At 40.6% G+C, this 14,632-nt stretch carries 11 protein-coding genes and 1 other RNA gene; 10 read left to right on the top strand and 2 right to left on the bottom strand.

All coding sequences use genetic code 11. From position 1 onward, the window contains the following. The first annotated feature begins 115 nt into the window (after nt 1-115). The 3 genes from DYE54_RS06600 to DYE54_RS06590 are packed head-to-tail and all read left to right on the top strand — an operon-like array spanning nt 116 to nt 4,606. Entirely contained in the window at nt 116-2,050 is a 1,935-nt protein-coding gene (locus tag DYE54_RS06600) for an aconitate hydratase (RefSeq protein WP_115310493.1), read from the top strand. Between the two features lie 2 nt (nt 2,051-2,052). After that, nucleotides 2,053-3,192, top strand: a complete 1,140-nt coding sequence (locus tag DYE54_RS06595) for a 2-methylaconitate cis-trans isomerase PrpF family protein (protein ID WP_115310492.1) — start codon at nt 2,053-2,055, stop codon at nt 3,190-3,192. A gap of 13 nt (nt 3,193-3,205) precedes the next feature. Continuing rightward, nucleotides 3,206-4,606 carry a DASS family sodium-coupled anion symporter gene (locus tag DYE54_RS06590; protein WP_115310491.1) on the top strand — a complete coding sequence of 467 codons (1,401 nt, stop codon included), beginning with the start codon at nt 3,206-3,208 and terminating at the stop codon, nt 4,604-4,606. A gap of 172 nt (nt 4,607-4,778) precedes the next feature. Here the strand turns inward: DYE54_RS06590 and DYE54_RS06585 are convergent, their stop codons facing one another. Both DYE54_RS06585 and DYE54_RS06580 read right to left on the bottom strand, forming a co-directional pair. Next, on the bottom strand, nt 4,779-5,570 hold the full coding sequence (locus tag DYE54_RS06585) for a basic amino acid ABC transporter substrate-binding protein (protein ID WP_172460570.1): 792 nt from the start codon (nt 5,568-5,570) through the stop codon (nt 4,779-4,781). A gap of 121 nt (nt 5,571-5,691) precedes the next feature. Next, nucleotides 5,692-7,113, bottom strand: a complete 1,422-nt coding sequence (locus tag DYE54_RS06580) for an alanine/glycine:cation symporter family protein (protein ID WP_115310490.1) — start codon at nt 7,111-7,113, stop codon at nt 5,692-5,694. A 211-nt stretch (nt 7,114-7,324) separates the two neighbouring features. Here DYE54_RS06580 and ffs point away from each other — a divergent pair. From ffs to DYE54_RS06545, 7 genes are all read left to right on the top strand, one after another. After that, an RNA gene (gene ffs / locus DYE54_RS06575) (signal recognition particle sRNA small type) lies at nt 7,325-7,424 on the top strand. 119 nt (nt 7,425-7,543) lie between these two features. After that, entirely contained in the window at nt 7,544-9,811 is a 2,268-nt protein-coding gene (dnaX, locus tag DYE54_RS06570; protein WP_115310489.1) for a DNA polymerase III subunit gamma/tau, read from the top strand. 39 nt (nt 9,812-9,850) lie between these two features. Next, the gene (locus tag DYE54_RS06565) at nt 9,851-10,186 is read left to right on the top strand and encodes a YbaB/EbfC family nucleoid-associated protein (RefSeq protein ID WP_115310488.1); all 336 of its coding nucleotides are present in this window, start codon (nt 9,851-9,853) and stop codon (nt 10,184-10,186) included. Between the two features lies 1 nt (nt 10,187). Continuing rightward, nucleotides 10,188-10,778 carry a recombination mediator RecR gene (recR, locus tag DYE54_RS06560; RefSeq protein ID WP_115310487.1) on the top strand — a complete coding sequence of 197 codons (591 nt, stop codon included), beginning with the start codon at nt 10,188-10,190 and terminating at the stop codon, nt 10,776-10,778. Between the two features lie 9 nt (nt 10,779-10,787). Further along, the gene (locus tag DYE54_RS06555; RefSeq protein WP_115310486.1) at nt 10,788-11,021 is read left to right on the top strand and encodes a hypothetical protein; all 234 of its coding nucleotides are present in this window, start codon (nt 10,788-10,790) and stop codon (nt 11,019-11,021) included. Between the two features lie 15 nt (nt 11,022-11,036). Next, nucleotides 11,037-13,607 (top strand): 3'-5' exonuclease, encoded by a 2,571-nt coding sequence (locus DYE54_RS06550; protein ID WP_115310485.1) that lies wholly within the window; start codon nt 11,037-11,039, stop codon nt 13,605-13,607. Nucleotides 13,608-13,661: 54 nt separating this feature from the next. Further along, complete coding sequence (locus DYE54_RS06545) at nt 13,662-14,588, top strand: RluA family pseudouridine synthase (RefSeq protein WP_115310484.1); 927 nt, start codon at nt 13,662-13,664, stop codon at nt 14,586-14,588. Nucleotides 14,589-14,632: the final 44 nt, after the last annotated feature.

The raw sequence follows: 14,632 nt of genomic DNA, 5'->3' as shown, positions 1-14,632 counted from the left end.
ATAAATATTTTATCACAAAATATATAAGTTATCTATTTTTCTTATTTTCGGAATAGCGATATTATAAACGCATAGAAAATATGCTATTTAGTCAATTGATGTAGGAGGTATAGATATGGCAGGCAAGAGTTTGATGTATAAAATTTTAGAAGACCATTTAATGGAAGGTGAGTTAAAGGCTGGTACAGATATTGGGATTAAGATAGATCAAACACTGACTCAAGATGCTTTAGGTACGATGGCATATCTTGAGTTTGAAGCATTAGGTGTTGAAAAAGTTAAGACTTTATCCGTGTCTTATGTAGACCACAATACTTTACAAGATGGTTTTGAAAATGCTGATGATCATAAATATTTACAAGATGTAGCTAGTAAATATGGGATTTATTATTCCAAAGCAGGGAACGGAATTTGTCACCAAGTTCATGTGGAACGTTTTGCTCGACCTGGACAAACTCTGGTAGGGTCCGATAGTCATACACCAACATCGGGGTCCTTAGGCATGTTTGCTATGGGTGTTGGTGGCATGGATGTAGCGGCCTCTATGGCGGGTCATGCGTTCCATTTAATTTGCCCACGTGTTATTAATATTAAATTAACAGGTTCCTTACCAGCTTGGTGTGCTGCGAAGGATGTAGTGCTAAAAGTATTAAGTATTTTAACGACTAAAGGGAATGTTGGTACAGCTTTGGAATATACCGGTGAAGGGATTGCTAGTTTGACAGTGCCTGAACGGGCCACCATTACGAATATGGGGGCGGAAATGGGTGTAACAACTTCTATTTTCCCAAGTGATGAACGGACACGGGAATTTTTAAAAGCGCAACAGCGAGAAGATATGTGGTTACCATTAGCACCGGACGCGGATGCCGTATATGATGATGTGATTGAAATTAATTTGGATGAATTGGAACCGCTAGTAGCTTGCCCTCATTCTCCAGATAATGTTAAGACCGTTGCTGAAATGAATGAAATCCCTGTTGATCAGGTTTTGGTAGGTAGTTGTACGAATTCTTCATACCGTGATTTGATGGTAGTGGCGGCCATGTTAAAAGGTCGTAAGATTCATCCTAATGTTAGCTTTGGCGTAGCGCCAGGTAGTCGGCAAGTACTTGAAATGATTTCTAAAAATGGTGCTTTAGCAGACATCATTAGTTCTGGTGCACGTATTTTAGAAAGCACTTGTGGTTTCTGTGTGGGCTGTGGTCAAGCACCGCGTTCTAAGAGTATTTCATTACGTACAAATAATCGCAATTATGAAGGACGTAGTGGTACTAAAGATGCACAAGTTCATTTAGTCAGTGCAGAAACGGCTGTAGCTTCTGCTTTGACAGGTAAATTTACGGATCCACGCACATTAGATTTTGAAAAGCCAAATATTACATTGCCAGAAGTTTACGATATTGATGACTCTATGATTGTAAAACCAGCTATGGATGCACAGCAAGAGATTTTGAGAGGACCTAATATTGGTAATCCACCAAGCAATGAAGCTATGCCTGAAGTGGTAGAGGCTAAAGTAGCTATTAAGGTGGGCGATAAGATTACCACAGATCATATTATGCCAGCTGGCCCTTATTTAAAATTCCGCTCCAATGTACCTAAATATAGTCAATATACATTTTGTCATGTGAAACCAGATTTTGCAGATACTTGTAAAGCTAATGTAGCGAAGGGCCAATTTAATATTATTGTAGCCCATGAAAGTTATGGTCAAGGATCTTCGCGTGAACATGCTGCTTTATGTCCAATGTATTTAGGTGTTAAAGCCGTTATGGCCAAATCTATCGAACGTATTCATATGGATAATTTAGTGAACTTTGGTATTTTACCATTATTTTTCACAGAAGACGCTGATTATGAAGCTTTGGAATGTGGGGATGAATTAACCATTGATATGAATGACGTGGCTTTTACCAGTGGTGAATTTATCGTAAAAAATGTTACTCAAGGTACCTCCTTTAGTATGAAGACACCGTTGAACGATCGTCAAAAAGAAATCGTTCGAGCTGGTGGTAAATTAAATTTTTTGCGCGCAGGAGGTAAATAAGCATGGAAGGGTATGTGAAATTACCAGTTATATATATGCGTGGTGGCACGAGTAAAGGGGCCTATATTGATATAGCTGATTTACCAGCGGATACAAAGTCACGCGATGCTTGCATCTTGTCCTTGTATGGGAGCCCTGATAAACGCCAGATTGATGGTATTGGTGGGGCCGATCCACTGACAAGTAAAGTTGCGTTGGTAGGGAAATCACAGCGAACGGGGATTGATGTAGATTATACCTTTGGCTATGTTGGTATTGAGGAGGCCGTGGTTGATTATGAAGGCAATTGTGGCAATATGTCCGCTGGTGTGGGTGTATTTGCCATTATGCGAGGCCTAGTTACGCCTGTAGAGCCGGAAACAGTGGTTCGTATCTATAATACTAATACAGATAAAGTGATTGAGGCTCATATTCCTGTGAAAAATGGAGAACCTTCTGTTCTTGGTGAGTTTGCTATTGATGGAGTGCCTGGAACGGCTTCAAAAATAATTTTGTATTTTAAAGATCCAGCAGGTTCTAAAACGGGCGCCCTATTACCAACCGGACAGGTGAAAAATGAAATTACCTTAGCCGATGGTCGAACAATTTCTGTAAGTTTAGTAGATGCAGCGACGCCGGCCATATTCGTCAGAGCCGATGCGTTAGGCTACATAGGTACAGAGTTACCGGCTGATATTGAAAGTGACCCGCAGGGCTTGCTAAATATTCTTGAAGAAATTAGACATAAAGGGGCCGTTATGATGGGACTTGTTGATACGCTGGAAAGCGCTAGCCCTGCGGTGCCAAAGGTTTGTATGGTAGCCTCAGCACAATCTTATTTAACTGTAGATGGACGTGAGATTGAGTCCGATAGCATTGATTTGGTAGCACGGACTAAAGCTTTAAAGGTGATTCATAAAGCGTATGCAGTAACCGGTGGGATTTGTACGGCAACGGCCGCCTTAATACCAGGTACAGTAGTTAATGAAATAGTGAGTGAACGAGCTAAAGCAAGCCATACGGTTGTATTAGGGCATCCATCGGGTTCTTTTAGTTTTAGTATTGATATTAAACATGACGGTTCAGACTACGTTTTATATAAGGCTGGGGTAGCACGTACTGCACGGCCTATTATGGAAGGGTTTGCCTACGTAACAGTATGACGTGGAGGTATTTATGGGTAAGTGGATAAAAAGCATATGTTGTGTTTTAGTGGTGCTATTATTTTGGCTAATACCAGCGCCAGAAGGTCTAGCAGTAGCAACTTGGCGTGTATTGGGCTTATATTTAGGTACGGTTTTAGGTATAGTGTTGCGACCTTTTCCAGAACCTGTTATTTTGATTATCAGTATGTCAGTATTATCTACCGTCTATTTACAATTAAAAGATGCGTTAAGTGCGTTTAGTAGCAGTACATCTTGGCTTATTTTAACGGCCTTTGTCATAGGGCATTGCTTTGTAATTACGGGGCTTGGTAAACGCATTGCATATTTTTTGATTGATAAGTTTGGGCATACCACATTGCGTTTAGGCTATGTGTCAACATTAACAGATTTTATTTTATCACCGGCGATTCCGTCTAATACAGCTCGTTCAGGCGGTTTAGTGTATCCTATTTTTCAAAATCTAGCATATACATTAGACTCGTATCCAGATAAAAATCCTAAACGTGTGGGCGCCTTCTTTATGAGTTTATTGTACCAGAATAGCTTGACCACAGGGACTTTATTTGTTACCTCTGGCGCTATTATGCCGATGATGATTCATTTGTCAAATACGATTATGGGGGCTGATATTACTTGGCTTGGTTGGGCACAGGCTATGTTAGTACCAGGGTGTATTTGTTTATTACTTACGCCATATATTGTATATCGTATTAATACGCCAGAGTTAAAATCGATTGATAATAAAGCCTTAGCTAAAGCGGGGCGTGAAGAAATTGGCCCTATGTCAACTAAAGAGAAGTTATTGGCTTTATACTTTGTGCTTGCTATCATTGGTTGGGTAACGGGGGGCATGACTAAGATTCCTACGGCAGCCGTAGCGATTGCCTTTTTAGCGATTTCAATGATTACCAATGTTATATCTTGGACTCAAGTAATGGATGTAAAAAGTGGTTGGAGTACTTTTGTATGGTATTCAGGAATTATGGGGATATCCGATGCATTGACTAAAGGTGGTTTCTTCTTATGGTTAGGCGATTGGTTCCATAATAATTTGGATTTGCATATTTTTCCGCCACTAGTTGCGCTGGCATTATTATTGGTTCTAACTATGTTAATTCGCTATTTCTTTGCCTCAACGATTGCTTATGTAGTCACCTTGGTGCCTGTTATTTTCACATTGGGGCAAGTCTTTGGTTTACCAGCGATTCCACTATTGTTATTAGTTGCTGCATCAGCACAATTAGCAAGTTTATTGACTCATTATGGGAATGCAGTGGGACCTTTGCTGTTTGGTGCCGGTTATGTGGCTGAAGGTCGTTGGTGGTTAACTGGTCATGTGATAGCGTTTTATTCTATGGCTGTTTATTTTGTAGTAGGGCTAGCTTGGTGGCATGTACTAGGCCTTTGGTAAGTGGTAAATAGTAAACAGTAAACTTTGGTAACCTATTACGTTGTAGTTGTGTTTATGTATCTTGTAATATAAAAAGAGCTGTAACTGAAATACGGATTCGATTCCGCTATTTCGTTACAGCTCTTTTCATATTGAATTATTTGTGATTTGGATTAAATCTTATATATTGCTATTATTTTTTTGCAGCGCCAAACCATTTTTCATAGATTTTGTCGTAAGTGCCGTCAGCTTTTAATTCTTCTAATGCTTTGTCAGCTTTTTCTTTTAGCTGTTTGTCATCTTTACGGAAGGCCCATACAAATGGTTCTGGATCTACTGGGTCGCCAATAATTTTAGCATCGGCATCGGCACCTTGTTTTAAGTAGTAAAGTGCAACAGCATTATCAAGGACGATAGCATCAGCTGTGCCTGCGTTTAATTCATTGAATAATTGAGAGTTGCTATCTACAGATTTAACTTGTGCATTAGGGATTTTTTCAGCTACATCTAAAGCAACACTACCAATTTGGACAACGATGCGTTTGCCTGCTAAGTCATTCATACCAGTAGCTGTATCACCTTTTTTGACAATGGCTACGAAGCCACCCTTGTCAAAGTATGGTGTACTGAATAATACGGCTTTTTCACGTTCTGGTGTAGCGCTTAAACCAGAGGCAATCATATCAATATCTTTACTTTGTAAGGCAGGAATTAGCGCATCAAAGCCCATGCTTTTGAATTCCATTTTGTAGCCCATTTTTTTAGCGACTGCATCAGCTAAGTCAATGTCAAAGCCTACATATTTATCCCCTTCGGTGAATTCAAAAGGAGGGAAGGTTGTTTCGGCCCCTACTTTAAGAACTTTTTCTTGTGAATCACTACCGGTGCTACTACCGCAACCAGCAATTAAACCAGCGGTTAATAGAGCCGCTGTCAGTGTTACCACTACTTTTTTGCTTGCTAATTTTTTTAGACTATTAAACATACTGTCCGCCCCCATTTACATATTAGGTGATTTAAAATTAAATTATAAGCATATTATAGCCCGTTTTTGTATAAATATCAATAAAATAAAAATAATTTTGTATATCTATACGATTTTATGTTTAAGCATCTTCATGTTTAGCATCTTTATGCCACCAAACGATGCCTTCTTGATTAGGTAAGGTGCTACGATCGAAGGTTGGTTCTACAATCCCCGCTTTTTTCTGTTTAAAATAGTCAAACATAGCTACTTTGCTTTGCTTGGCGAGTAACAGAATAGCAGTTAAGTTAGTAAGAACCATGAAGGCCATGAATAAATCGGCCAAGTTCCATACTAGATTTAAGGATGCAATAGAGCCAAAATATACCATAATAACTACAAAAATGCGGAAGATATGGAGGTATAACGTGTTTTTAGTTAAATGAGCAATGTTAATTTCACCATAGTAGTAGTTACCTACGATAGAAGAGAAGGCGAACATGAAGATGAAAATAGCCATAACGCCAGGCGCCCAATCGCCAAGTTGCATAGCGAGGTCATGCTGTACAAGGGCGATACCAGTAAGGTTAGAGCTTTCGTAGTTACCTGATACGAGTACGATAAATGCAGAGGCCGTACATACTAAGAAGGTATCAACAAATACACCAAAACTTTGGATAAGACCTTGTTTAACCGGGTGACTCACATCCGCTGTGGCTGCTGCATTTGGTACGGACCCTTCCCCAGCTTCATTGGAGAATAAGCCACGTTTAATACCATTCATAATGGCGGCCCCAAAGAAACCACCGGATGCAGCATCAAAGGTGAAGGCTTTAGTGAAAATAGCATAAAATACATTAGGTAATTCCGTAATGTTAACGAGTACAATATAGATAGCTGTTAAGATATATACGCCGGCCATTATAGGGACTAGCCATTCACTGAGGCGGGCTACACGAGCAATTCCACCAAAGATAACAAGGGCTGTTAAAATAGTTACGGCAATGGCGGTATATTGAAGATCAATTTGCACGGTCTGAAGGGCACTAGCCAGTGTATTAGCTTGTACGGAATTGTAGATAAGACCGTAAGTAACACTGATGAGTACGGCAAAAATGAAAGCAAATACAGGGCTTTTTAGACCTTGTTTGATATAGTAGGCTGGGCCACCATGGAAGCCACCTTTTTTAGAAGGGACTTTATAAATCTGGGCTAAGGTACTTTCAACGAAGCCAGTTGCCGCGCCTAAAAAGGCAATAAACCACATCCAGAAAACAGCGCCTGGACCACCAAGTACGACAGCGATAGCGATGCCTGCAATATTACCAACACCCACGCGAGAGGCTGAGCTTACGCAAAAGGCCTGGAAAGAGGAAATACGATTGCCATTGGTTTTGGTACCTACCCCTTCACCTAAGAGTCGTACCATTTCTTTAAGGTGTCGGATTTGGATGAAACCAGTGGAGAGAGAGAACCAAAAACCAGCGGCTACTAGGTAGATAATGATAATGTAGTCCCAGAGAAAGCCTGTTATGGTTCCGACGAGAGAGTTGAACGCGTCCATATTACATTCCTTTCATGTCATAAATCAAAATAATAATGTCTATAGAATATAAAGATATAGATATTATACTATATAGTAAGAGTGGCGTATATGCTTTTATGTGTATACATTGATTATTTTAGTAGTTCAAAAGGGTGTTAGCTTGTATTTTTACACTTATTAGTATATAATAATATAGCTAGCCGTAATGCAGGACTGGATTATGGCAGTCTTGTGGGGCTCGTGCAATGGAAGCCTGTGAATCGTGTCAGGATCGAGAGATAGCAGCACTAAGCGGTTACTTTCATGTGCCACGAGGGAACCTATAAGGCTGTCATAATCGAGTGTTGCTACGGCTTTTTTTGATTGGTAGTGAAACATAAAATTGATAGTGAAATATAGACAGTGAAATATGCTAGTTAATAAAGTATAGCAAGAAAGGAGGTAGGTTATGAGTTATGTAGCGTTGTATCGTAAGTGGCGACCTCAGACATTTACGGATGTAGTAGGGCAAAAGCAAGTGAGTGAAACTTTGATGCGAGCGATTCGTGAAGATAAAGTGGCTCATGCTTACCTCTTTTCAGGACCCCGTGGAACAGGGAAAACCAGTGTGGCCAAGATTTTTGCCCGGGCTATTAATTGTGAAAAAGGACCAACTGATCATCCGTGTAATGAATGTACTTCGTGCAAGCAGATTTTAAATGGTCAATCTATGGATGTATTAGAAATTGATGCGGCGTCTAATCGTGGTATTGATGAAATTCGGTCTTTACGAGAAAGTGTTAAATTTCTGCCAGTAGAAGGTCGCAAGAAAATTTTTATTATTGATGAAGCGCACATGTTGACGAATGAAGCATGGAATGCGCTACTTAAAACGATTGAAGAACCACCACCCCATATTATGTTTATCTTTGCTACAACAGAAGTAGATAAACTACCAGTTACCATTTTGTCGCGTTGTCAGCGGTATACATTCCGCCGTATTACGGCGGATGATATTGCGGAACATCTGCTTCATGTGGCTGCAGAAAGTCAGATTCAGTTAACGCCTGAAGCGGCACAGTTAATTGCCATTCATGCTGATGGGGGTCTGCGTGATGCATTGAGTATCCTAGATCAATGTTCTGGGATGGCTACGGATCAGATTACGTCAGAAACAGTAGAGTCTATGATTGGTCTAGTCGGCAAAGAGTGGATTATGACGTTCTTAGATTATTTGCGTCAAGGTGATGGTGCATCTGTATTAGTGGCATGTAAAAAGGCACTTAGCGAAGGACGCGATAGTAAGCAAATTATTGAGGCCTTGATTCAACATGTGAGAGCGTTAGTAATAGAGAAAGTGTTGCCTACGGCTGAAGAATTGGCCTTGTATGCGCCGTTTAAAGAGAAATTTAGTGCACAAGCCTCTGTATTTTCAGTGGAGGATTTAAATTATTATGTTAAAGAATTACAACAGATTTTAAATGATGCTAAGCGAGTAGATAATCCGCGGATTGTTATCGAGATGGGGTTGCTTGGTATTTGTGCCCGAGTACAAGTCAGCGAAGATGATGTGATGGAACGCTTAGCTGCTGTAGAGAGTCGGTTAGATTCGGCTGATAGTCAATGGAGTGTGCGGTTAGCGCAGTTAGAAAGTCAGCCAACGGTTACGGTGGCCGCTCCTATACAGGGGATGAATACGGCTACTTCTGCGGGAGTCAGTACCACTGCGACAGTGGGTACTGTTCCGCCAGGGTCTGCGCCTTCACCAGTCCATGTAACGCCTGGTATGGTGCCACCACCAGGGACTAAACCGCCAAAACGGTCAGTGCGCCCTACAAAATCTAGTAGTGTAGCTACCGCAGTAGGGCCGGCTGTTTCAGAGGCTCATAAAGGGGGCGCTACTAAGTCAAAAGGTCCGATTTCGTCTGTTGAGGATAAAAGTGTTGTATTTGGACAACGTATCGTAAATCCTAAAACTTATGGTAAAATAAAATCGGATATGCTAAATTATGCTTCGAGCCGTTCTTGGAATTTGGTAAGTGGATTTTATAAAAATGCTGAACTGATTTATGTGGATGAGGAGCGTGTCGTTTTTCTCTTTTCACAGGCTCCGCTTGTGGCTATCGCTGGTCATTCGGACCGATTGTATGAAGTGGAGCAAAGCATGGATCAAGCATTAGGCTATTCCGTGCGCGTGCAGTTGTTTAGTAAAGTCGATCCAGAGGCTAAGCAGTACTGGCAGGCTGCTAAAGACGTAGCAATGGGTGTAGCCAGTCAAAGTACACCGCCTAAGGCGCCGGTAACACCTGCATCAGATAGGCCGTCGCCGTCAATCCAATCGGTAGGGCCCTCAAAGACTGAATCAGTGAGTGTTAAGCCTATCAGTAAACCTGTTTCAGAAGCTGTGGTTGATGATTTTGGCACTGGTGCTATGGAGATACCGCCACCACCAATTGATGAATTTGATTCAGTAGAACCAGTGGTTGATGACTTTGGGGCTACGGCTGTTTCACCAGCTAATCATTCACCGGTAAATTCGGATGTGGCTAGTGAATTGGGTGAAAAAAAAAAGACCTTAACAGCCACGAATTTACAGAGTCTACCAAAATGGGATCCTAACCATTGTAGACCTGAAGAATTAGAAAATCCATTGCTCATAGGGGCGTTAGCTCATGCAGCGGCTGAGGGTAATGATATTTATGTAGAAATTGTACCAGATGATGAAGAAGAATCTTAATCTGCGTATAAATGTGTATGAATTAAAGGAGGAACAACAATGTTCGGTAAAGGTATGCCAAATATGGGCAATATGCAAGGTATGATGAAAAAAGTGCAGAAAATGCAAGCAGATATGCAGAAAATGCAGGAAGAATTAAAAACGAAAACAGTAGACGCATCTGTTGGTGGTGGCGCTGTTAGTATCGTTATGAATGGTGAAAAAGTAGTACAATCTGTTAAAATTGATCCATCCGTAGTTGATACAGATGATATGGAAATGCTAGAAGATTTAGTATTATCAGCAGTTAATGCAGCTGGTCAAAAAGTAGATGACATGATGGCGCAAGAAATGAGCAAAGTAACTGGTGGTATGAAATTACCAGGGATGTTCTAAGATGACGAATCCTTTAGAACGGTTAGTAGAAGAATTGCGCCGGTTGCCTGGCATTGGTGCTAAATCGGCTCGCCGTTTGGCGTATCATTTAGTGGAGCTTCCAAATGAAGAGGTGGAGGCTTTAGTGGCAACGATTGTGCAGGCTAAAGAGGCGACTAAACGCTGTTCTGTTTGTTTTAATTTATCGGCGCAAGATCCTTGTGAATACTGTGCCAACAATAATCGAGATCACAGTGTTATTTGCGTGGTGGAAACTTCGCGTGATGTGATTGCTATTGAACGTAGTGGTGATTATAAGGGCGTATACCATGTGCTAGAGGGGGCTTTATCACCGTTAGAAGGCATTGGGGTAGAAGATATCCGTATAAAAGAACTCTTAGACCGTTTGCGTGACGAAACAGTAACCGAGGTTATTTTGGCTACCGATCCTGATCCTGAAGGCGAAGCAACGGCTCTTTATTTGGCACGATTATTGAAGCCGATTGGTATAAAAGTAACGCGTATTGCTCGCGGGGTACCAGTTGGTGGCGATATTGAATACGCAGATGAGTTAACTATCGGTGGCGCTGTTATGAACCGCCGAGAAATGTGAGGCGTTTAGATGGAATTAACACTAACTGTAGTCGTGGCTGTGGTCGTTATTTATACGATTTTTAAAGTAGCATTTTACACTGTTAAAAAAGTAGGTCTGAATTTGATTTTAGGCTATGCTGCTTTTTATATTTGCAATAATTTTTTCCATATCCCTGTGGATATGACCGTGCTCATGTGGTTTTTAACAGCAGTATTAGGGCCAATCCCTGTCATTGTGGTGGCTTTTATGCATAGTATGTAAGGAGGCTAAGAGACCATGGAGCAGTTAAATGAAGCCCAACAGCGTGTAGTAACAACGTTGGACAAGAATATACTGTTATTGGCCTCAGCTGGCACTGGAAAAACAAATACCTTGGCTCACCGGGTGGCGCATATTTTACGAAGTGGCGCAGCGAAGGGCGATGAAATTCTTTGCATGACATTTACTAATAAGGCATGTCGTGAGATGAAGGATCGCATTCTTACCATGGCGGGGTCAGTGGCTAAAGCTGTGGAGGTTAGTACCTTTCACAGCTTTTGTTATAAAGTGCTACAAGAGGAAAGTAAGCGCAATGATACGCTGTATATGGATATGTCCATTTATGATGAAGTGGATTGTCAAGAACTATTAGCTCCGTGGCTACCTATTGGCATGCGTGAACCTGTCTTTATGAATTTAATTAGCCATGTGAAAGAATATCGGTCATTATGGGGCTATTATACGGACGAACCGTCTGAAGATTATCGCATGACCGTTGATCGTTTATTTATAGATGAGCGGGAGACGATGGAACGCTTTTTCAATGGTCTTACGATGAGTACGCTCGCTGATTTTCGTGAAATAGGTTATGAAACGCTAGTTGCTTATGAAGAAGCTTTAGCGAATGTGCATGGTGTAGATTTTACTGATTTAATTACACAGGTTCATCGTTTATTTCAAGATGAAACAATTCGTGAACGGTGGCGTAGTCGTTACGCTTATATTTCAGTTGATGAAATGCAGGATACAAGTGATTTAGAGGCGGAAGTGATGAAGCTCCTTTGGCAAGGTAATCATATTTTGCTTTGTGGTGATTATTTTCAAACCATTTATGAATGGCGTGGTTCGAATCCTGAACGTTTATTAGCTGATTATAAACGAGAGTTTAATCCAGAAGTGATTGTCTTCTATGAAAATTATCGAGCAAATCGACAATTATTTAATGCGTCATTTGCCGTATTGAAACGCATGTTTCCACGATTAATTGATGAATTTTATGAAAAGACGCCCTTTGCCGCGACTAACGAAGAAGGCGAGCCAATTATTGTGCATAAGTCTCCTACAGAGTGGAAAGAAGGGGCTTATATTTTTGACACCATTCAAACTTTACCTAAAAATGCCAGTATTGGCGTCTTGGTGCGAGGAAATAAACAGGCTCAGTATTTGAGCGGTTTATTTAGTCGTTGCAATGATAATTTACCACCAGCCGAACAACGTCAATTTATGATTATTGATGAATATAAATTCTTTCGCCGGCAAGAAATTAAAGATGTAATGGCTTATTTTAAATTGCTTTTAAATCCTCATGATGCTATTAGTGCTAAACGCATAATTAAGCGCTATGTAAAAGGTATTGGTGAGGCTAGGATTCAGCAAATTGAAAGTGAAGCAGTTCGTACTATGGGCCTTCGCCTTACTGATTTTTTAGATATGCAAATCTTTGAAAGTGAACCCTACGATGGTCTTTTGAAAGGCCTAGCAGCGGGCAATATTATTGTGTACGATGTGGAAAGCACCGGTACGGATACAACAAAGGATGAGATTATTCAAATAGCAGCCTTTAAACTGAATCCTGATGGGTCAGAAGGGGAGGTATTTGAACGCTTTATTCGTCCTAGTAAATCCGTAGGTGATTCTGAGCTGGTTCATGGTTTTAGTGATGTTTATTTAGCTGAACATGGTGAAGAGGCTACGACCGTACTAGCTGAGTTTAAAGAATTTACTAACAATGCCATTATTGTTGGGCATAATGTTAATTATGATATTAGCATTTTTACCAGTGAGCTTCATCGCCATAATTTAGGAGATCCTCAATTTGCTGGTGTTTATGATACTTTAGATATATATCGTCGCTTTTATCCGCGTTTAGCTAATCATAAATTAGGCTTTTTAAGTGAAACGTTCCCGATTCACTACACGCCAACGCATAATGCTATGGATGATATTCGAGCAACGGCTCGATTATTACTATATGCTATTAAAGAAAATATTGAGCCTACGGCCGATCAAAGACGTGCTTTAATTAGTAATTTTAAAAATGCCTTTGCTACGATGGCTTCGCAAATGGCTACATTACGTCGCAAAATAGCAACGGATAAGCCGTCTGAATTATTGGCGTATATTATGAATGATATGGGTGTGTTGGTGCACTATAATGAACGTAAAGAACATGAGCGCGTTGAGTATATTCGAGACTTATATCGACTTATGGTGGATTTAGAAGGCCAAGACAAGCACTTGGCAGGGCGTGAATATTTACAGCGCATGTTAGAACAAGCAGCGTTAACGGCCGGTGAACCAGATCAGCGCTTGAAAAATAGTGAACGAATTCCGATTATTACCGTACATCAGGCTAAAGGCAGTGAGTTTGATTATGTTTTTTTAGCAGGCTTACGAGACGGTGTATTCCCTAGTTTCTTAGCTTTAAAAGAAGGTAAATTGTCGGAAGAACGACGTCTGTTCTATGTAGCGATTACTAGAGCGAAACAACGTCTATTTATCTCCTATGCTACGACTAATGAGCGGGGGAAGCCTTGCAAAGCGAGTGAATTTTTGCAATATTTACCTAATGATGTTGTATGGGAATAAGTGTATTACTATGGATAATAGGAAGGTAGACGTATTAAAGCAAGGAGGTGTTGTATGGCACGTAAAACATTTCGGTCAGATGATGTAAATTTTTTATTAATGCCGGAAGACGTAGAAGCTGGTATTACGACCGTTGGCGAATGGCTAGATGCCAAGCACATGTCACGGGCAGTGATGAAGCACTTGTTTCAGGACAAGTTAGTTTTATTGAATGGTAAAAAAACGAATCCTAAAGCGGCGGTGACACTTAGCGATGAGTTGCGGTTACAGCTACCTAAAGAAAAGATAGATTATGAACCGATTGAAGTGGCGCTAACCATATTGTATGAAGACGACGATTTGCTTATTTTAGATAAACCAGTGGGCATTACAGTTAACTCTAAAGGACAAACATCGTTGGCTAATGGGGTAGCAAAGTACTTTAAAGAGAATGGTATTAAGCGAAAAGTACGTTTTTTGAATCGTCTTGACCGTGATACATCAGGGTGTATTATCGTAGCTAAAAGTGCCTTAGCCCAGAGTTTCTATCAAAAGCAAATTGAAGATCAACGTTTTGAAAAATGGTATACAACGACGGTACAAGGCGTATTACAAGGCGTTAATATAGTGGAGCTTCCCATGGGGCGAAGTGAAGATGGCATTCATTATGAAGTTCGGGAAGATGGTAAAATGACTCGCACTGCCTATAATGCATTAGGTATATATAGAGAAGATGGCGTAGAGTTAAAGCTAGTAAACAATGAAGATTTAGCACAATTATCTCCAGAAGAACAGGCCCAATTAGTAACTAAAGTGGATGTTCGTTTATATACTGGTAAAACGCATCAAATTCGGGTAGCTATGGCTCATTTAGGTCATCCATTAGTGGGAGATGCTTTATATGGTTGTGAACGACCAGGGCGTACCTATCAACTACGGGCTAAGCGTGTAGTCTTTACATCTTTGCGAACAGGACAAATGGTGACAGTAGAAGCGGATTAAGATGTATTTAGTGTGCTCAATGTATAAATAAGAAGTTTTGTTGG

The organism is Veillonella criceti (assembly GCF_900460315.1).
Lineage (GTDB): Bacteria > Bacillota > Negativicutes > Veillonellales > Veillonellaceae > Veillonella_A > Veillonella_A criceti.
The sequence above is the reverse complement of the archived record's forward strand: the minus strand, read 5'-3'. Positions and strand labels throughout refer to the sequence as shown.

What these genes read in the sequence shown, in the direction of transcription:
- DYE54_RS06600 (WP_115310493.1), top strand. Translation starts at nt 116, where the DNA reads ATGGCAGGCAAGAGTTTGATGTATAAAATTTTAGAAGACCATTTAATG.
- DYE54_RS06595 (WP_115310492.1), top strand. Translation starts at nt 2,053, where the DNA reads ATGGAAGGGTATGTGAAATTACCAGTTATATATATGCGTGGTGGCACG.
- DYE54_RS06590 (WP_115310491.1), top strand. Translation starts at nt 3,206, where the DNA reads ATGGGTAAGTGGATAAAAAGCATATGTTGTGTTTTAGTGGTGCTATTA.
- DYE54_RS06585 (WP_172460570.1), bottom strand. Translation starts at nt 5,570, where the DNA reads ATGTTTAATAGTCTAAAAAAATTAGCAAGCAAAAAAGTAGTGGTAACA.
- DYE54_RS06580 (WP_115310490.1), bottom strand. Translation starts at nt 7,113, where the DNA reads ATGGACGCGTTCAACTCTCTCGTCGGAACCATAACAGGCTTTCTCTGG.
- dnaX (WP_115310489.1), top strand. Translation starts at nt 7,544, where the DNA reads ATGAGTTATGTAGCGTTGTATCGTAAGTGGCGACCTCAGACATTTACG.
- DYE54_RS06565 (WP_115310488.1), top strand. Translation starts at nt 9,851, where the DNA reads ATGTTCGGTAAAGGTATGCCAAATATGGGCAATATGCAAGGTATGATG.
- recR (WP_115310487.1), top strand. Translation starts at nt 10,188, where the DNA reads ATGACGAATCCTTTAGAACGGTTAGTAGAAGAATTGCGCCGGTTGCCT.
- DYE54_RS06555 (WP_115310486.1), top strand. Translation starts at nt 10,788, where the DNA reads ATGGAATTAACACTAACTGTAGTCGTGGCTGTGGTCGTTATTTATACG.
- DYE54_RS06550 (WP_115310485.1), top strand. Translation starts at nt 11,037, where the DNA reads ATGGAGCAGTTAAATGAAGCCCAACAGCGTGTAGTAACAACGTTGGAC.
- DYE54_RS06545 (WP_115310484.1), top strand. Translation starts at nt 13,662, where the DNA reads ATGGCACGTAAAACATTTCGGTCAGATGATGTAAATTTTTTATTAATG.